The organism is Christensenella hongkongensis (genome assembly GCF_000981035.1).
GTDB classification, from domain to species: domain Bacteria; phylum Bacillota; class Clostridia; order Christensenellales; family Christensenellaceae; genus Christensenella; species Christensenella hongkongensis.
The window spans coordinates 1-18,708 of record NZ_LAYJ01000078.1; the positions used below are offsets into that span (position 1 = coordinate 1).

Consider the following 18,708-nt stretch of genomic DNA (forward strand, 5'->3'; position numbering starts at 1 on the left):
GTGCCTGTTCCCAAATTTATATTTTAGATTTGCGTGCCTGTCAAACAGCATCATTGCACTTTTTCCTTTTAGGTATCCTATAAAGCTCGCTACACTATATTTTGGTGGTATACTCAACAACAGATGCACATGATCCGGCATCAAACTTCCTTCGATAATTTCTACTCCTTTGTATTTACATAACTTTCTGATACATTCCTGCAAATCTTTTCTCACCTTGTTATAGATAATTTTTCTTCGATACTTTGGTGTAAATATGATATGATACTTACATATCCACTTACTATGCGCTAAACTTTTATCTATTCGAAAAACTCCTTTCTCGTTTTCATGTAGCCTGAACATCTACATTCTACTCGAAAGGAGTTTTTTGCGCTGTAAGCTTTCTTTTTCCACCCGTTTAACGGGTGGGTTTTTGTTTCGTTCGCTTCGCTCCCTCAACTGGCTAAAGACATACTAAAAAGGACTGCGATTTTTTATTTCGCAGTCCTTTCTGTTTGTTTTATACAAAATTGTCGGTTATTTTGTGAAAATCAGGGAAAATATTTCTATATCAGGGACCGGTTCACTTTATGTTTCCGCCATCCAAATGCTGTTGCCGCAGCTGACCGCAGGCTCCTGCAATATCGCTTCCCATGGATTTCCTGACCGTTGCAGACAGTCCTTCTTCTGCAAGCATATCGCAAAAAGCGTATACCCTGCGTTTTTCCGGCGCTTTCAGGGCAAGCCCGTCGTTTTGATTCAGCGGTATCAGGTTGATATGGCAATTCATCCCCTGCAGCGCTTCTTTTAAAAGCAGTACATCTTCCCTGCCATCGTTAAAACCATCGATCACAGCATACTCGATAATAATGCGCCGTCCGGTTGCCAGAAAATATCCGTTCGCCGCATCCAAAATATCTGCAATTTTATACTGCTTTGCGGAAGGCATAATTTTAACACGTTTTCCGTCCGATGCGGCATGCAGCGAAATCGAGAGTGTCACGGGTAAATTCTCCCCCGCAAACTGCCGTATGCGCTCCGTAAGCCCACAGGTAGAAAGCGAAATATTACGCATCCCAATATGCAGTCCCGCTTCGCTGTTTACAAGCCGCAGAAACTTCACAACCTGATCATAATTATCAAAAGGCTCGCCCATCCCCATCAGTACGATATTCGTGATGTTTCTTCCTTCACCCTGGTCTGCATTCACCGCTGTTACCTGCGCAAGTATTTCGCCCGCCGAAAGATTTCGTTTCAGCCCCTCGGCGCAGGAAGCGCAAAACTCACAGCCCATACGGCATCCAACCTGCGTAGAAACGCAAATTGTATTACCATAATTTTTTTGCATGAATACGCTCTCCACGGTGCTGCCGTCTTCAAATTCAAACAGGTACTTTTTTGTACCGTCCACAGACTGCGCGACCGTTACTGTCCTTGCGTATCCTTCCGAATACCCTTCCCTTAATTTTCTCCGCAATTCCTTTGAGAGGTCCGTCATTTCTTCAAACGGTTTTCCCATCGAAAGCCACTTCATAATCTGCCCGGCCCGGAACGGCTTTTCACCCATACCGGCAAGCAGGTCTTTTAATTCATCAATATTGTAATCCAGTAAACCGTTCATATTCTTTTGAGCCTCGCAATAAAAAATCCGTCGATTCCGTCTATATGCGGGAAAAGCTGCAGCATCCCACCGTGCAGCCTTTTCGAAAGCTTTTCCGGAAGATACTTGCCAGGTTCATTCATCACAAACTCCGGGTGCCCTTTCAAAAACCATTCCATATTATCCTCGTTCTCCGCGCGGTCAATCGTGCATGTGGAATAAAGAAGCGTTCCCCCCTTTTTTACGTAAGAAGCGCAAGCCTCAAGGATAGCTCTCTGTGTCTTCACAAGCGGCGGTATGTCCTCTTTCTGTTTCAGAATCTTAATATCCGGCTTACGGTATAAAAGCCCCAATGCAGAGCACGGCGCATCCACCATCACTACGTCAAAGCCGTCATGATAGTCGCAAATATCCTTACTTGCATCCTGCACCAGTATCTGCGCATTTGCTACGCCCAATCGTTCAAAGGTCTCTTCAATCAGCTTTGCCCTGTGTGGATAAAGCTCCATCGATACGATTTGCCCACCAGATGCAAATTGTGACGCATATGCGCTTTTTCCACCCGGCGCAGCACACGCATCGAGGACACGGTCCTGTTTTCCAATCCCTGCGGCGTGCACGCACAGCATAGAAGCTTCTCCCTGAACAGCGATCCCCCCGCCGGTAAAAAGCGGCATTTTTTCAATCGAAGACGCATTTTTGATATAAAAGGCATCCTCTAAATATTTCCCTGCCGAAAAGTTCTCCGGCAACCGCATATCCCTGAGCAGGTTTTTCCGTACACAGGTCAGGGAATGGTCGTTCGAAAAACTCAGCATCTGTTCGGTTTGCTGCTCGCCATATTCGGCAAGGTACTTTTCGCACAGCCATTTGGGATAGCTGTAAAAAATATGCAAAAATTCTGCGAGATCTGTTTCCCTGTCCGGGTAACTGATCTTCCCAAGGTTTTTGGAAAGATTTCTCAGCGTCGCGTTAACAAACCCTTTCAGTTGGCGTTTCCCAACCTTTTCAACGAGCTTGACGCTTTCGTTCACAGCGGCGGATGCCGGCACCGATTCGAAAAACAACAGCTGGCAGGCCCCGATCCGTAATATGTTCATAATCACCGCATGCACGCGTTTTGCCGTAATAAATTGCTTTAGCACGTAATCGATGCGAAATAGATTTTCTATCGTCGTATTTGCAAGCGCAGTAATAAAGCGCTTATCCTCCGCACTCCAGTTTGCAGATAATACGCGCTTGCTTTCAAGATTCAGATAGCTTTTATTTTTCAGCACATTGGATACGATTTCCAGTGCCGCCTGCCTTGCATTCAAAATAATCTATTCTCCATGTTTGTTGGTAAAAATGTAACCTTCTTCAACCTTTTTTCCGCGCAGGCTGTCTTTTGCCGCCATACGGCGCGCCCCCTGCCGCTGCATTTCCTCGATCACAATTATTCCGTCCTTTGCGCTGATGCCAAGCCCCTGCTTATCATTTGCAAAAAGTACGCTGCCACAGGGCTTTCCTGTCTCCCCATTTTGTATACTGACACGAAAAACCTTGATCTTTTCTTCCCCATACATCATGTAAGCGCCCGGCGCAGGGTTCGTTCCGCGCACAAAGTCATAAATTTTCTCACAGGTCATTTCAAAATCAATTTCTCCAAAGCCTTTTTTAAACATTGGAAAATATGTTGCATCTTCTTCCCTTTGCGGCATACGCACGAGCGTGCCTGCTTCAAGCTTTTGCAGCGTGCGTTCGAGCACCTCCGCCCCAAGCGCGCTCAGCTCCCTGTAGAGCTCTCCCGCAGTCATGTCGTTTAGGATCGAAATACCCTGCTGCTCCAGAATATCGCCTGCGTCAAGCGCAAGCACCGTATACATTGTGGTAACGCCCGTTTCTTTTTCCCCATTGATGATCGCCCACTGGATCGGCGCAGCTCCACGCAGCTTTGGAAGCAGCGAAGCATGCACATTAATACAACCATATTGCGGTATCGCAAGAATCTCTTCGGTCAGAATATGTCCGAACGCCGCCGTTACCAGAAGGTCTGGGTTTAAATCCCTGATTGCCTGTACGCCTTCCGGCACGCGCACCTTCTCAAACTGGTATACCGGAATGCCCTGCTCCTGTGCCAGCACCTTTACAGGAGGAGGCGTCATCTTATGCCCGCGTCCGGCTTTCCTGTCCGGCTGCGTAAATACGCCTACGACATTATATTGCTGCTCAACCAGCATCTTTAAAGCGGGAACGGCAAAATCCGGCGTCCCCATAAAAACAATCCTAGAGTTCCGGTTCATCTTCCCTGTTATCCTCATTCACTTCCACGCGTTCAACCATTTTGTCAGTAAACAATATGCCGTCGAGATGATCGATCTCATGCGCGAAGGCGCGCGCAAGAAGCTCTTCCCCCACATATTCGCGTTCTTCTCCATTGCGGTCAAGCGCCCTGACCGTCACCTTTGCAGGCCGAATCACATAGCCTGCGTCATCCGGCAGGGAAAGACAGCCTTCCTCTTCACGTTGTTGGCCTTCCGTATGCACAATTACCGGGTTAATCAGTTCTATCAGCCCCTCGCCCACATCGATTACCACCACGCGCCGCAAAACGCCTACCTGTGGAGCCGCAAGCCCAACGCCCCGCGCTTCATACATCGTTTGCGCCATATCATCCAGCAAATCGAGGATGCGCTTATTGATCGCAGTCACCTCGCGCGAATGTTTTCTCAATCTCGGATTATCGTTTAGTAAAATTGTTCTTGTTGCCATAGCTGCCTCCGTTACGCCATGTTTGCCGGATTGATATCGATTCCGGTCAATACACCTTCATATTTCATACGATTAAACGTCTTAAAAATTTCGTCAATCATCTTTTTGTCGTCGTTTTTCAAATGGATCAATATCTGGTAACGTTCCATATTCTTGATGCGTTTGATCGCCGATTCCGACGCCCTGATACTTATTATATCATTTTTATGCGGCAATAACACAGTTTTTAATTGATGGATAAAATCTTTCACCGCACTGATTACAAGCGTTTCCTTCTCCCCTGAAAACTGTATTTGCAGGTAGATGGAGAAAGGCGGCAGCTTGGCCATTTCCCTCATTGCGATTTCTTCCCGGTAAAAGCCCTCGTAATCATGATATTTGGCGTATTGGATCGCATAGTGCATGGGATTATAGGTTTGTAAAATCACAGTCCCCGGTTCCTTTCGCCCCGCACGCCCTGCAATCTGCGTGATGTGGCAAAAGGTACGTTCCGCGCTGCGGAAGTCCGGGATATTGAGCATCGTATCCGCAGCGAGTACTGCCGAAAGCGTCACATCCTTAAAGTCAAAACCCTTTGTAATCATCTGCGTACCAAGCAGGATATCCGCCTCGTGCGCCGCAAACTTCTCAAACAAACGCAGATGCGCGTCCTTTGTCGCCATTGTGTCAAGGTCCATACGCAATATACGCGCCTGCGGGAAAAGCTGCTTTACCTGCTCTTCAATTTGCTGCGTCCCGGTACCAAAATACTTCAGATGCGGCTTGCCGCACTCCGGGCAAGTCGTCTCCGGCGTTTTTGTCCTGCCGCAATAATGACATTTCAAAATATCCTGTGACTTATGATAAGTCATTGTGACATCGCAGCTATCGCATTTCACCACATATCCGCAGGAACGGCACATCACAAATGTGGAATACCCCCTGCGGTTTAAAAACAACATGGCCTGCTTTCCAACCTGCAGCGTACGTTCGAGTTCATCGTAAAGCCGGCCGCTGATTGCCGTACGGTTTCCCTGCTTCAGCTCATCGCACATATCCACGATCTCAACAGCCGGGAGCTGCAAATCAAAGAGCCTGTTGGGCATCTTTAAAATTTTATATTCCCCCTGCTGCGCCCTGTAATAGGTATCTACCTGTGGAGTAGCGCTGCCCAAAATCAGGATTGCGTCCTGGAGCTCGCAACGCTTCCGTGCAATTTCATGCGCGGTATATTTGGGATAATTATCTGCTTTATAGCTGGTTTCGTGCTCCTCGTCAATGATGATTGCACCGATATCTTCGAGCGGTGCAAATACAGCGGAACGCGCTCCAAGCACGATTCTGGCCTGTCCCCGCTTAACCTTCATCCATTCATCGAAACGTTCTCCTGCCGAAAGCCCGGAATGAAACACCGCAATTTCCTCATCGAACCGGCGCTTCAAAAACTGATAGGTCTGCGGTGTAAGCGATATTTCCGGCACCAGCAAGATCGCTGTTTTTCCTTTTGCAAGGCAATCCCTTATTACCCGAATATAGATTTCTGTTTTTCCGCTGCCCGTTACCCCGTGCAACAAAAAACGCTTATTCTCATTTTCCAGTATTTCATCCAGCACCTGTTTTTGCTTTTCCGTCAGCTCAAAATCAGGCGTACGCTCCACCTGCTTTTCAAACGGCCGGCGCGAAACCTCAACGCCAACTACTTTGACCACGCCCTTTTTTTCGAGGGACTTTACAGCCGACGCATTCAGGTTTGAAAGAGGCGTATCTCCATATTTTTTCAGGTGTTCAATTACCTCAAGCTGCCGTGGGAACTTCACGGCGCCGTCCTTTTTTTTAAGCGCTCCCTCAGCCTCTGATAAAGCGTTTCCTCCAAGCTCAAGCTTCACCTGGTTCTGCATTTTTGCCGCGATCCTGCCGCCTCTCACCTGTGCGGGCAGCATAAAACGCAACGCACTCGCAAGGGTTACGTTATACTTTTCTTTGATAAATTCCGCAAGGGTAATCTGCTCCTGCGTCAGCGCGCAAAAATCGTCAAGCGGGCGTAATACATGCTTAATCTTTTCCGGCGGATATTCCGCAGTTTCCGTAAGGCCAATTACGACGCCCTCCGTCTCTCCCATTTTTCCAAACGGCACGGCTACCCGCATTCCCGGCATGATATTCATTTGTTCCGGTATCCGATATTCAAACACCTTGTCCACTTGTGTGTGTGAGATATCGACAATCACGTTTGCGTACAATAAAACCTCCGCGTCCTAAAAAAGCGTACCAGGTACGCTCTTTCGTCTCGTGTTTATAACTGAAACTCCCTACTGCCGGTTATCACTGATAATCTCCATTATAATTTTATCCGCCAAATTACGTTTGCTGTCGCGCTCAAAATGTGTCGCTCCTCCGCTTCGCTTATAAATCGAGACGGCATTGTACTCGCTGTCAAACCCTGCATCCAAGCCGGATACATCGTTTGCAATAATCATATCGAGATTCTTGCGGGAGAGTTTGTCCTTTGCGTATCCTTCCAGATTCTGCGTTTCCGCTGCAAAGCCCGCAAGATAAGCGCTCTTATTCTTTCCAAGCTCGGACAGGATGTCCTTTGTTTTCTCCAGCTCAATCGTAAGGCTGTCCTGCTTTTTCATCTTATGCTCCGCACATTTTACAGGCGCATAATCCGCAACGGCAGCGCACATGATGATAATATCCGCTTTTTGCCGCAGCTCCATCACCTGCTCATACATTTGCGCTGCACTCTGTACCGGGTATACGGACACATCCCGCGGCGCGGGTATTGCAACCGGACCGGAAACAAGATGTACTTCCGCCCCATGCCGCATCGCGCTTTCCGCAAGCGCATAGCCCATCTTTCCGGAAGAACGATTCGTCAAATACCGTACCGGATCAATCGCTTCACGTGTCGGCCCCGCGGTGATCAATACCTTTTTTCCGGCAAGCTCACTCTTTTTTTTTAATACTTCTTCAACCGCGGCAAGAATTTCCTGCGGTTCGCGCATTCGTCCCTGTCCTGTGTCCCCACAGGCAAGCTCTCCCGCCTCTGGTGCGATAATAAAAAATCCCCTGTCACGCAGTATCTGCAAATTCACCTGCGTTGCAATATTCTCATACATTGCCGTGTTCATCGCCGGTGCGACAAAAACCGGGCACTTGCATGCAAGCAGTGTCGTCGTCAGCATATTATCCGCAATGCCGCACGCAAGCTTTGCAATCGTGTTTGCCGAAGCAGGCGCAACAATGGCAAGCTCCGCTTTCTTTGCAAGCGCAATATGCTCCACTTCCCACGGTTTTTCCCGCGAGAATAAATCTGTCGTCACCGCATTTTTACTGAGCGTTTCAAAAGTAAGCGGCGTAACAAAACGGGCGGCAGCCTCTGTCATAACAACATCCACTTCCGCTCCCGCTTTTTTCAGCATACTTGTAAGATTTGCGCTCTTGTAGGCTGCAATTCCGCCTGTCACGCCCAAAAGGACGTTCTTTCCTTCTAACATTTCTATTTGATTCCGTCTGTTACCCTGATGTAAGTTACCTTATCCTTCAACACTTCGTCAACAGCCTGCGATACCGGATTCTTATCTGCCGGCTCCGTAAGAGGCTGCGCCCCGTCAATCAACTGACGTGCACGTTTTGCCGTTTCCACTACCAGCGTGTATCTGCAGTCCACCTTGGAAAGCAAGTCGTTCAACTCCAAATGTATCATAAAATAAAACCTCCGTTTTTCTCTTCCTTAACTATTCTGTATGATGCTGCGGATTTCCTCCACAGCGGTCATTAAATCATCGTTTACCACTTTATATCCATAACGGTCTGCATAAGCCATTTCAGTCTTTGCCTTTCCAAACCGTTTTGCGATCTGCTCTTCCGTTTCCGTCCCCCGTCCACGAAGGCGTTCCAGCAATATTTCCTCCGACGGCGGAAGAATAAATATCATCATTGCCTGCGGATAATTTTCCTTCACCTGCACCGCTCCCTGCACGTCGATTTCCAGAATAACGTTTTTGCCCTGGCTCAATTTGTTGAGCACATATTCCTTTGGCGTGCCATAGCAGCATCCAAATACGTCCGCATATTCCAGAAATGCGTTCTCATCGATCATTTTACGGAATTGCTCAGGCGTTTTAAAAAAATAATTTACGCCTTCGCGCTCCTGCCCGCGCGGTTTCCTGGTGGTGCACGAAATCGAAAGCTCGTAGGAACCATCCTTCAAAAGCTGCTCCACAATCGTTCCTTTTCCCGCACCGGAAGGGCCGGAAATAATAATCAATTTCCCTGTTTTTTGCTCACTCATTCTTCGCCTGTCCTCAATCGTCAGAATCGTCGTTGTCTTTCGTAATGATCCTGTTGGCGACTGTCTCCGGCTGAACTGCCGATAAGATCACATGATCGCTGTCCATGATCACGACTGCGCGCGTACGCCTTCCATAAGTAGCGTCAATGAGCCTGCCCTTTGCGCGTGCTTCCGAGATGATCCTTTTGATCGGCGCCGACTCCGGACTCACAATCGCGACCAGTCTGCTTGCCGAAGCAATGTTGCCAAATCCTATATTGATAAGCTTGATAGCCATATGATCTTTCTCCTCACTCGATATTTTGTATTTGTTCCCTTATTTTCTCAATCTCGCCTTTGCCGGCGATCACCCGTTTTAATATTTCATTATCCTGCGTTTTGGAACCAATCGTGTTAAATTCCCTGTTGAGCTCCTGCACAATGAAATCCATATTCCTGCCCTGCGACGTATTTTCCTCCGCCGCCGCTTTGAACTGTTTTACATGGCTTTTGATACGCACAAGCTCTTCTGTAATATTACAACGGTCGGCGTAAAACGCCACCTCCTGCGCAAGCCTTTGCTCGTCAACGTCTGCTCCGTCGAGTATTTCCTGTAACCGCTCTTTCAGCTTGGCTTTATACTCCGTGACGACAACGTCTTCTTTTGACTCGATTTCCCTTGCATAGGCCAGAATCGTATCAAGCCGTGCTATGATATCCCCCTTAAGCTGTGCCCCCTCCTTTTCCCTGGAGGCGGTAAGCTCTGCAAGTGCCGCGTCGAGGTTGGTATACAACAGGGTTTTCAAAGCCTGCTCGTCTGAATTTTCGTCCTCATAGGTAACCGCATCCGGCAGCCGCATCAGCTGCGAAACCGTTACATCGTTTTCGATACCGGTGCCTTCGGTAATCTCCCGCGCCGCCTGCAAATATGCTGTAACAAGAGGCATATCCACAATGACCTTTTTCGCGTCGATCCGCTCCGAAGAATAATAGATAAACACATCCACCCTGCCGCGCGACAGGTGCTTCTTTAAATATTTACGGACTTCATCCTCTAAAAACATCATAAACCGCGGCTCACGGATACTGATATCCAAAAAGCGGTGATTTACCGTTTTGATTTCCACCCGCAGTTTCCTGCCGTCTATCGCGATCTCGCTTTTACCAAAGCCAGTCATGCTTTTCAATGCGCGCATACCTCGTTTTCAAAATCATTGCATATTATTATATCATACAATATCAGCGTTATAAAGCATCTCTTTCCAGGACTTTGTACAGTTCGTCCGCCTGATAAGGCGTAAGCGGTTTTTTCCCGCCGGAAGAGATATCGTATACGCCCCGCTCTGTCACTTTTCCAATCACCGTAGCCATAATCCCGTTCTTTATAAGACGCTCCGCCACGCGTTGTCCGTCTTTCGCGGATATCATCATACTACCGCTTGAAATAAGTCCATAAATATCCAGACCGTATTTTTCACAGATTTTCTTTGTGACGGATAGCACCGGCACCTTTGAAAAATCGATCGACGCGCCTGTCCCTGAGGCTTCGCTCATCTCGCATACCGCCCCAAGCACGCCGCCCTCGGTAATGTCGTGCATCGCGCTTACGCCGTCGATCCCTGCCGCAAAGGTACCGTCCCGTACAACGCTCAGCGATTCTTTTATCATTTTCAGTTCGTCTTCATCTTCCCCTGTGAGCATTCCCCGAAGCTCTTCCCTGTATTCGCTCGCGATGATCGCCGTACCTTCCAGCCCGGCATATTTTGTCATAATGAGGTCGTCCCCCACCTTCATGTCAGCAGTTTTAAACATTTTACCGGGAATCACCGGCTTTCCGATTATCGCAACAGAAACCACCAGACGTGAAACGCTGTCCGTAACCTCCGTATGACCGCCAATGATATCGATTCCAAGGCTTCCCGCTGTTTCCGTAAGCTGCGCCATAATCTTTTTGATCTGCTCTTCCGCCGCACACGGCGGAATCAGTAGAGTCGTCAGCGCAGCGATTGGAACTGCGCCCGCCGCTGCAATATCGTTTGCGTTGATGTGGATTGCAAGCGTGCCCGTCTGCTCGCCGCCCGCGGTGATCGGATCCGTAGAAACCACGCAAAGGTCGCTGCCTACGCGCACAGCGCAACAATCTTCTCCCACACCCGCGCCTACGACGGTTTCAGAATTTTTTGGCGTAATTTTATTGATAACAAGCTCCTGCAGCTTTGCGTTTGTCAGCTTTCCCTGTTTCATGCCTTGTCAAGCTCCGCCTTTACAAGTTCGTTTACCGTTTTTGGATTTGCTTTTCCTTTTGTGGCTTTCATTACCTGGCCGACAAAAAAAGTCATTGCCTTTGCATTACCGCCTTTGTAATCTGCAACCGGCTTTGGATTGTCTTTTATAATCTGCTGAACCATCGTAAGGATTTCATCCGCGTTATCAATCTGTTTGAGTCCATTAGCTTCCACAATTTGCGCGGGTTTTTTACCCGTCTTGAACATTTCCTCAAACACCTGTTTTCCCACGCTGGAATTGATCACACCATCCGCCACAAGCTTTAACAGATCGGTAAAATCCTGCGGCGAAACCGGGATGTTCTCCGGCTCAATGTTATTTTCCTTCATAAGCCGCGCAAGATCTACCATAATATAATTGCTGATTGCCTTGGGCTCGTTATAGAGCGCTACGCTTTCCTCGAACAGCTTTGCGGTATACTTGGACATCGTAAGAATCCCCGCGTCGTATTCCGGCAAGCCAAACTCCGATACATAGCGCTCACGCTTTGCAGCCGGAAGCTCAGGCAGCGAAGCTTTGATTTCCGCAATATGCTCATCCGTCAAATAGACCGGCACGAGGTCAGGATCCGGGAAATACCTGTAGTCATGCGCTTCCTCTTTATCACGCATTGAAAACGTCTTTCCTTTTGCGTCGTCCCAGCGGCGTGTTTCCTGCACAATGCTTCCACCGTCCTCGATTACCTCAATATGGCGCTTCGCCTCATATTCGATTGCACGCTGCGCCGCCGATATACTGTTGATGTTTTTCAGTTCAGTACGCGTGCCGAACGTCGTTTCGCCCTCCGGCCTTACTGAAATATTTACGTCGCAGCGCATCGATCCTTCTTCCATCTTGCAGTCCGATACGCCAATATATTCCATATTTGCCTTTACCGTATCAAGGAATGCCTTTACCTGCGCCGCATTCCGAAAATCCGGTTCCGTGACGATCTCCATCAGCGGCACGCCGCCGCGGTTATAGTCCACAAGGCTTTCCGTTCCCTGGTGCACAAGCTTTCCCGCATCCTCCTCGATATGGATGCGCGTAATACCTATCGTATGCTTTTCCCCATCCACATCCAGCTCAACCTCCCCGCGCGAACAAAGCGGAAAATCGAACTGGGAAATCTGGTATGCCTTTGCAAGGTCCGGATAAAAATATCCCTTCCTGTCAAGCTTGGAATAATTTGGTATCTCACAATTTAAGGATAACCCGGCGCGTACGCCGTATTCCACCGCCTGCATGTTCAAAACCGGCAGCGTTCCCGGCATGGAAAGGCATACCGGACAAACGTTCGTATTCGGTTCCGAGCCGAATTTATTTTTGCAGGCGCAGAAAATTTTTGTTTCCGTCGCCATCTCAACATGAACTTCAAGCCCAATCACTGTTTCGTATTTCATTGCATTCTCTCCATCATAATGTCGGTTTCCGGTCAAATTTCACTGCCTGCTCAAAATGATAGGCTGCACGGAACATCGTGTTTTCGTCAAACGCCTTCGCAATGATCTGCACCGAAACGGGCAAACCTTCCTTTGTAACGCCTGACGGCAGCGAAATAGCTGTTACGCCCGCAATATTCACCGGCACCGTAAACAAATCGTTCAGATACATTTCAAGCGGATTGGATTTCGCGCCTACCTGAAACGCCGGCGAGGGTGCGGTTGGCGAAATCAGAACGTCGTATTTTTCGAACAGACGTTCAAAATCGTTTTTGATCAATGTTTTTACCTTGAGCGCTTTCAGGTAATAAGCATCGTAATAACCCGAGCTCAAAACATAATTGCCCAGCATAATCCGGCGCTTTGTCTCGTCTCCAAACCCCTCGGAACGTGTGTTTTTATACATCTGTTTCAAATCGTCGTATTGCTCTGTGCGGTACCCATAGCGTATCCCGTCAAAACGCGAAAGATTCGACGCGACCTCCGCAGAAGCAATGACATAGTATGCGGAAAGCGCATAATCAAAGGTAGGAAGCGATGTTTCCTCAACAACCGCACCCATATCCTCAAAAAGTTTGATCGCATCAAGGTAGGATTGCTTCACCTCAGGATCAATCTCCTGCTGTAAATATTCTTTTGGAATACCTACTCTCAGGCCTTTAACGTCCTGCTTCATACCTTCGCCATAATGCGGATATTCCATAATTGCAGAGGTGGAGTCCTTTTTATCGTTGCCCGCAATGATATCCATCACAAAGGCGGAATCCTCAACATTTTTGGTCAATGGCCCGATCTGGTCGAGAGATGAGGCAAACGCCATCAGCCCAAACCGCGATACAGTCCCATAGGTGGGCTTTAGTCCAACCACACCGCAAAATGCCGCAGGCTGCCGGACCGAGCCGCCCGTATCTGATCCAAGCGCGAATATCGCTTCATCCGCCGCAACGCAAGCCGCACTGCCGCCCGAAGAGCCGCCCGGCACGCGTGTCGTATCCCACGGATTCTTTGTCACACCGTAATAAGAAGTTTCTGTAGAAGAGCCCATTGCAAATTCATCCATATTTGCCTTTGCAAGCATTACATAGTCTTCGGCCTTCAGTTTTTCAATTACAGTTGCGTCATATACCGGCTTATAATTATAAAGCATCTTGGAGGATGCCGTCGATAGCACCCCCTTTGTGCACATATTATCCTTAATTATGGTTGGAATCCCCGCAAGCCTGCCAAGTTTTTCTCCCCTTGCGCGTTTTTCATCCACACGTTTCGCTGTTTCCAGCGCTTGCTCCGCGCACACTGTCACGAGTGCATTTATCTGCGGCTCCACCGCCTCAATCCTGTCGATACAGGCCTGCGTCAGCTCTGCAGACGATATTTCCTTTTTGTCAAGCAGCTCCGCAGCCTGCTTTATGTTCAGTTCCCTGAGTTCCATAGCCCCTCCTAGTCCACTACCTTTGGCACGACAAAGCATCCGTCTTCCCGTTCCGGTGCATTTTTGAGCATATCATCCCGCTCCCAAACTTTCCCGGGTATGTCTTCGCGTACGACGTTTTGCTGTTTTAAAATATAGCTCGTCGGTTCCACGCCTTCCGTATCCAGCTCATTGAGCTTTTCAGCGTGCGCGAGGATTTCATCCAGGTTTTTTTGCAGCATTTGTTTTTTTTCATCTGTAAGGCTGAGCATCGAAAGCGATGCGATTTTTTCTACTTCTTCTATTGTGACGCGCATATTCTTTCCATCCTTTTCCCAAATTCATATAATCATATATTATATCATAAATCTGTTTTGCCGTGAACAATATTGCAAGTAAAAAAGGAATGGTCAACGCCCTTCCCTTTGCCATTATTTTTCCATGATCGGCTCCAGTATTTCAGCCGCACCCTCCACAGCTTTCCAGCACCGCGTTTCTTTGGAAAATTGATTCTTGCGTACCTCTTTACATAAAGTGTGCCCAAAACGTTCCTCAAATCCCTTCATCATTTCCCTGCATTTCGGGCCAAGCGTTTCGCTTTCATGTGCAATCGTTTTTACTTCCTTTGCGCTGATTGCGCCCATAGCCCCGCTAACAGCACCGCAAACGCTCCCGCACTGCATTCCCGCTCCAAAGCATCCATAGGATTTCAAACCGGCTTCATTGATACCAAGGTCATACACGTCGTTTGCCGCGCGAATGATTGCCTCAGCACAGTTGTAATCCTTGTCATTGTAGTATTCCTTTGCTTTTTCCTTTAACATACCCGTTCCTCCATTTATGATACCGTTATGCCTGTGCCATCCGGCTGAATTCATCCTCACTGACAACCGTAACGCCAAGCGCCTGCGCCTTTTCAAGCTTGCTTCCCGCACTCTCGCCCGCCACGACATAATCTGTTTTTTTACTGACCGATGAACTCGTTTTTCCCCCCAGGCTTTCAATCAATTCCTGCGCCTGCTTGCGCGTAAACTGCGTAAGCGTTCCGGTAAGGACAAACGTTTTGCCTTCAAACAGGCCTCCCTGCCTGATTCCCTCATCCTCCTGCGGAACGACTCCCGCGTCGAATAATTCCTGCACTACGCGCATATAATTTTCGTTTGCAAAAAAGTCAATCAGGTCGTTTGCCACAACGTCACCTATATCGTTTATGGCGATCAATTCGTCGTACGTCGCATTCTTAATACCTTCGTAGGTATGGAACGTCCTCGCGAGGTCCTTTGCCGTCTTTTTCCCAACGTTTGAAATTCCAAGCGCATAAATAAAGTTTGCAAGCGGCGGATGTTTGCTCGCCTCAATCGCGGAAATAATGTTATCTGCACGCTTGTCCTTAAATCCCTCCTGCTCCAAAAGCTGTTCTCTTGTTACAGAGTAAATCGCCGCAATATCCTTAATGTCCATTTTTTCAAATAAAAGCCCTATCGTTTTTTCGCTCAGGTTTTCAATATCCATCGCATCACGCGAAACAAAATGCACCATACGCGACGTAAGCTGCGGCTTGCAGTTCAGGGAGTTTGGGCAATAAAGATTCGGGCCGATTTCTTCAAGCCTCGTACCGCAGGCCGGGCAAAACTCCGGCTTTTCGATTGGAACCAGCCCGCCGTCCTGCACAGGCGTTGCGCCAAGGATTTCAGGAATCACGTCGTTTGAACGGCGGATGAATACCTTCGCCCCCACAGCTGCCCTCTTGCGAAGGATATCCTCATAATTGTTGAGTGTCGCCCTCCTGATCGTAGCGCCCGAAAGCTCCACAGGTTCAAGATGCGCAAGCGGCGTCAGCTTTCCCGTCCGTCCTACATCCCATGTTACATCAAGTATCTTTGTGGTCATTTCTTCTGCGGCAAATTTGTAGGCAATCGCCCACCGCGGAAATTTCTGCGTATATCCAAGCGCCTCGCGCGTTCTGAAATCCGTCAGCTTGATTACCATCCCGTCGATCAGAAAATCAAGCCCTCCACGTGTTTCCTCAACATCGTCCACTGCTTTTTTGATGTCCGCAACGTCAGAAAAAATCTTTTCGTATGTGCTTACGTTGAATTTGTTTTCCCGCAGGAAATCGAGCATTTCACTGTGGTTCTGAAATTCCTTTCCTTCGATATAGCCGACATTGTAGATAAACGCATCCAGATGCCGTTTCGCAGTTTGCGCCGGATCGAGGTTACGAATAGCCCCCGCAGCCGCATTACGCGCGTTCTTTAACGGTTCCTCTGCGGTTTTGTTATATTCCTCCAAAACAGAGAGGCGCATGATCGCCTCCCCCTGAACCTCCATTTTGCCCTTAAAATCAATTTTAAGTGGGATAGACTGTATCGTTTTGACCTGTGCAGTCACATCTTCCCCCACTATTCCATTTCCACGCGTCGCCGCACCCGCAAGGAATCCATCCTCATAGGTAAGGTTGATCGTCAGTCCATCAAACTTATATTCCAGCGAATAGCTTGCCTTTGGCAGGCCAAGTTGCTCGATCTGTTTGTTGGTTCGTTCCTGCCACAGTATAACGTCCTGAACGCTTTGTGCCTTATCCAGACTCCACAAGGGCGCGAGATGCACGTGCTTACGAAAGCCCTCCAGCAGCTTACCGCCCACGCGCTGCGTGGGAGAATCGCTTTCTGTTACGCCCGTTTCCTTTTCAAGCATAACAAGCTCGTCATACAGGCGGTCATACTCCACATCCGCCACAGCCGGATCGTCCAGTACATAATACCGGTAGGCGTAGTCATTCAGTTTGTCGATGAGTTCTCTCATGCGTTCCATCGCGCATCCTGCCTATTTCAAAATTTTCAACGAAGCAAATGCCAAAAACATCTTCTTTTCGCCAACCTCATAAAAGTCGACGACCGCGACGCGCGAATCGCCTTCTCCCATGATTGTCTTTACCTTGCCACGTCCGAATGTCTTGTGCTCAACCACAGTTCCAATCTGATAATCCCCGCTCACCTTCTGCGGCTTGCTCTTTTCCAGATTGAAACCGTCTCCTGAAAAGAAAGTTGGCTTTGACTGCGTCTGCTGCGCCGCAATCACCGGTTTTTGCTTTTTGCCGATGCGGTTGAGCATATCTTCGTCAATCTCATCCAAAAAACGTGACTGTACGGACGGCTGCATCCGTCCATAAAGCGTCCTGACATTTGAATGCAGCAGGTACAGCCTTTCCTTTGCACGCGTCACCGCCACATAACAGAGCCTGCGTTCTTCCTCCACATTATCCTCGTCAATCGCCCTTTGGCTTGGAAAGATATTCTCATCCATCCCTGCCACAAACACTGCGTCAAACTCCAACCCCTTTGCCGCGTGCATGGTCATCAGCGTCACACCGCCCTGGTCGTCCATGCTGTCAAGGTCCGTAATAAGCGCAATATTCTGTAAAAAGCCCTCCAGGGAAGCATCCTCGTCAGCATCATAGGTATATGCGGAGTTAATCAGCTCCGCAACGTTCTCCATACGAGCTTCCGCCTCCGGTGTCTGCTCTGCCTCCAGCATCGCTTTATATCCCGAAACCTCATAGACCTGCTCCAATATCTCATGTACTGCCTTTTCTTCCCTGCCTTCGGTCATTTTTTCATAAAGCGCGGCAAATTCGTTCGCCTTCTTTATAAGCGCTTTATCCGTAAGCAAAACATTTGCGTTTTGCATCACATCAAGGATTGGGATATCGTTATAAGCCGCCGCTTCTGTCAGCATCGTGATTTTTGCCCCGCCGATCGCGCGCTTGGGCGTATTGATGATACGCAACAACTGCAGGTCTGCCGCAGGATTGGCAATAATATTGAGGTAAGCCACCATGTCCTTGATTTCTTTGCGTTCGTAAAAGCTGATCCCCCCGTAAATCCTGTAAGGAATCGCATAAAGGCGCAGCTTTTCCTCGAGAATCCTCGAAAGCGTATGGATGCGGTACAAAATCGCCATATCGGAATAGCGCATTCCCTCATCTGAAAGCCGCTGTATTTCCCTTGCTATGGTTTCAGCTTCCTCAAACTCGCTGTTCGCTGTATAAAGGACTGGTTTATCTCCCTTATCGATATCGCTCCACAGCGTCTTGCCTTTACGCCCTTCATTGTTTTTGATCACACAGTTCGCAACGTTCAGAATTTTTTTATCCGACCTGTAATTCTGCTCCAGCCGGATCACAGTCGCCCCCGGAAAATCCTTTTCAAATTCAAGGATATTCCTGATGTTCGCCCCACGGAACGCATAAATGGACTGATCGTCGTCACCCACCACAAAGATATTTCCATATCCTTCGGAGAGTATTTTGATCAGCTTATACTGAACCATATTGGTGTCCTGGTATTCGTCCACCAGGATATACCTGAATTTCCTCTGGTAATAATCGCGCGCTTCCTCGTCCGTCTCCAAAAGCCGCAGGGTATTGAGGAGCAGGTCGTCGAAATCCATGGCATTCTGCCGGTGCAATTCCTGCGTATATTCTTCAAAGATCGCCTCTGCGTGCTCTGCGACAAAAGGATTTTTTTCTTCCGCATACTGATCGAAATCAAGCGTCGTACTGTCGTTTTTATACTTGCTGATGAGGTTTTTCATATATCGGTCCGAATATGACTTATTCTCCTTAAGCCCCTTCTTTTCCAGTATTTTTTTCATCAGGCGCAGCGTATCGTCCGTGTCATAAATCAGGAAATTTCTGGTATACCCTATTTTCTGCGCATACCGCCGCAGCATCCGCACACACATTGCGTGAAAGGTGCTGATCCACATATCCCGCATATCCACGTCCACAACGCCTGAAATACGTTCGCGCATTTCCTGCGCCGCTTTGTTGGTAAATGTAATTGCGAGTATTTGCCACGGCGCAACTCTTTTTTCGTTGATCAGGTAGGCCACACGCTCTGTAAGAACGCGTGTTTTACCGCTTCCCGCGCCCGCAAGAACAAGTACGGCTCCCGTGATCGTCTCCACCGCTTTCTGCTGTCTTTCATTTAATCCGTGCAAC

Annotated in this window: 18 protein-coding genes; all 18 read right to left on the minus strand. The window is 48.4% G+C overall.

From position 1 onward, the window contains the following. The coding region (gene tnpA / locus CHK_RS05075) for an IS200/IS605 family transposase (protein ID WP_046442959.1) at positions 1-345 on the minus strand (345 nt) is incomplete at its 3' end. Positions 346-565: 220 nt separating this feature from the next. After that, positions 566-1,603 carry a dual-specificity RNA methyltransferase RlmN gene (gene rlmN / locus CHK_RS05080; RefSeq protein ID WP_046442960.1) on the minus strand — a complete coding sequence of 346 codons (1,038 nt, stop codon included), beginning with the start codon at positions 1,601-1,603 and terminating at the stop codon, positions 566-568. Then, positions 1,600-2,898, minus strand: coding sequence for a 16S rRNA (cytosine(967)-C(5))-methyltransferase RsmB (rsmB, locus tag CHK_RS05085; protein WP_046442961.1), 1,299 nt, complete (start codon positions 2,896-2,898; stop codon positions 1,600-1,602). Before rsmB ends, rlmN begins: the two co-directional genes overlap by 4 nt. A 6-nt stretch (positions 2,899-2,904) precedes the next feature. After that, positions 2,905-3,864: a methionyl-tRNA formyltransferase gene (fmt, locus tag CHK_RS05090; RefSeq protein ID WP_235811553.1), complete on the minus strand. Its 960-nt coding sequence runs from the start codon at positions 3,862-3,864 to the stop codon at positions 2,905-2,907. Beyond that, a complete protein-coding gene (def, locus tag CHK_RS05095) occupies positions 3,848-4,333 on the minus strand; it encodes a peptide deformylase (protein WP_046442963.1) in 486 nt (161 codons plus the stop codon). Before def ends, fmt begins: the two co-directional genes overlap by 17 nt. Positions 4,334-4,344: 11 nt before the next feature. Then, positions 4,345-6,552: a replication restart helicase PriA gene (priA, locus tag CHK_RS05100; RefSeq protein ID WP_046442964.1), complete on the minus strand. Its 2,208-nt coding sequence runs from the start codon at positions 6,550-6,552 to the stop codon at positions 4,345-4,347. A 69-nt stretch (positions 6,553-6,621) separates the two neighbouring features. Continuing rightward, positions 6,622-7,812 carry a bifunctional phosphopantothenoylcysteine decarboxylase/phosphopantothenate--cysteine ligase CoaBC gene (gene coaBC / locus CHK_RS05105; RefSeq protein ID WP_046442965.1) on the minus strand — a complete coding sequence of 397 codons (1,191 nt, stop codon included), beginning with the start codon at positions 7,810-7,812 and terminating at the stop codon, positions 6,622-6,624. A gap of 2 nt (positions 7,813-7,814) precedes the next feature. Further along, complete coding sequence (gene rpoZ, locus CHK_RS16335; protein WP_046442966.1) at positions 7,815-8,021, minus strand: DNA-directed RNA polymerase subunit omega; 207 nt, start codon at positions 8,019-8,021, stop codon at positions 7,815-7,817. A 27-nt stretch (positions 8,022-8,048) separates the two neighbouring features. Beyond that, complete coding sequence (gmk, locus tag CHK_RS05115; RefSeq protein WP_046442967.1) at positions 8,049-8,609, minus strand: guanylate kinase; 561 nt, start codon at positions 8,607-8,609, stop codon at positions 8,049-8,051. 13 nt (positions 8,610-8,622) lie between these two features. Continuing rightward, the gene (gene remA / locus CHK_RS05120; protein ID WP_046442968.1) at positions 8,623-8,886 is read right to left on the minus strand and encodes an extracellular matrix/biofilm regulator RemA; all 264 of its coding nucleotides are present in this window, start codon (positions 8,884-8,886) and stop codon (positions 8,623-8,625) included. Positions 8,887-8,899: 13 nt separating this feature from the next. After that, the gene (locus tag CHK_RS05125) at positions 8,900-9,766 is read right to left on the minus strand and encodes a YicC/YloC family endoribonuclease (protein WP_160295594.1); all 867 of its coding nucleotides are present in this window, start codon (positions 9,764-9,766) and stop codon (positions 8,900-8,902) included. Positions 9,767-9,833: 67 nt separating this feature from the next. After that, the gene (locus tag CHK_RS05130; protein WP_046442970.1) at positions 9,834-10,832 is read right to left on the minus strand and encodes an AIR synthase family protein; all 999 of its coding nucleotides are present in this window, start codon (positions 10,830-10,832) and stop codon (positions 9,834-9,836) included. Next, on the minus strand, positions 10,829-12,256 hold the full coding sequence (gatB, locus tag CHK_RS05135) for an Asp-tRNA(Asn)/Glu-tRNA(Gln) amidotransferase subunit GatB (protein ID WP_046442971.1): 1,428 nt from the start codon (positions 12,254-12,256) through the stop codon (positions 10,829-10,831). Before gatB ends, CHK_RS05130 begins: the two co-directional genes overlap by 4 nt. Positions 12,257-12,269: 13 nt before the next feature. Beyond that, entirely contained in the window at positions 12,270-13,724 is a 1,455-nt protein-coding gene (gatA, locus tag CHK_RS05140; RefSeq protein ID WP_046442972.1) for an Asp-tRNA(Asn)/Glu-tRNA(Gln) amidotransferase subunit GatA, read from the minus strand. A gap of 8 nt (positions 13,725-13,732) precedes the next feature. Beyond that, the gene (gatC, locus tag CHK_RS05145; protein WP_046442973.1) at positions 13,733-14,020 is read right to left on the minus strand and encodes an Asp-tRNA(Asn)/Glu-tRNA(Gln) amidotransferase subunit GatC; all 288 of its coding nucleotides are present in this window, start codon (positions 14,018-14,020) and stop codon (positions 13,733-13,735) included. 114 nt (positions 14,021-14,134) lie between these two features. After that, positions 14,135-14,527, minus strand: a complete 393-nt coding sequence (locus CHK_RS05150) for a C-GCAxxG-C-C family (seleno)protein (protein WP_046442974.1) — start codon at positions 14,525-14,527, stop codon at positions 14,135-14,137. A gap of 25 nt (positions 14,528-14,552) precedes the next feature. Continuing rightward, positions 14,553-16,517, minus strand: a complete 1,965-nt coding sequence (gene ligA / locus CHK_RS05155) for an NAD-dependent DNA ligase LigA (RefSeq protein WP_046442975.1) — start codon at positions 16,515-16,517, stop codon at positions 14,553-14,555. Positions 16,518-16,529: 12 nt separating this feature from the next. After that, positions 16,530-18,707, minus strand: a complete 2,178-nt coding sequence (locus tag CHK_RS05160; protein WP_160295595.1) for an ATP-dependent helicase — start codon at positions 18,705-18,707, stop codon at positions 16,530-16,532. Position 18,708 lies beyond the last annotated feature (1 nt).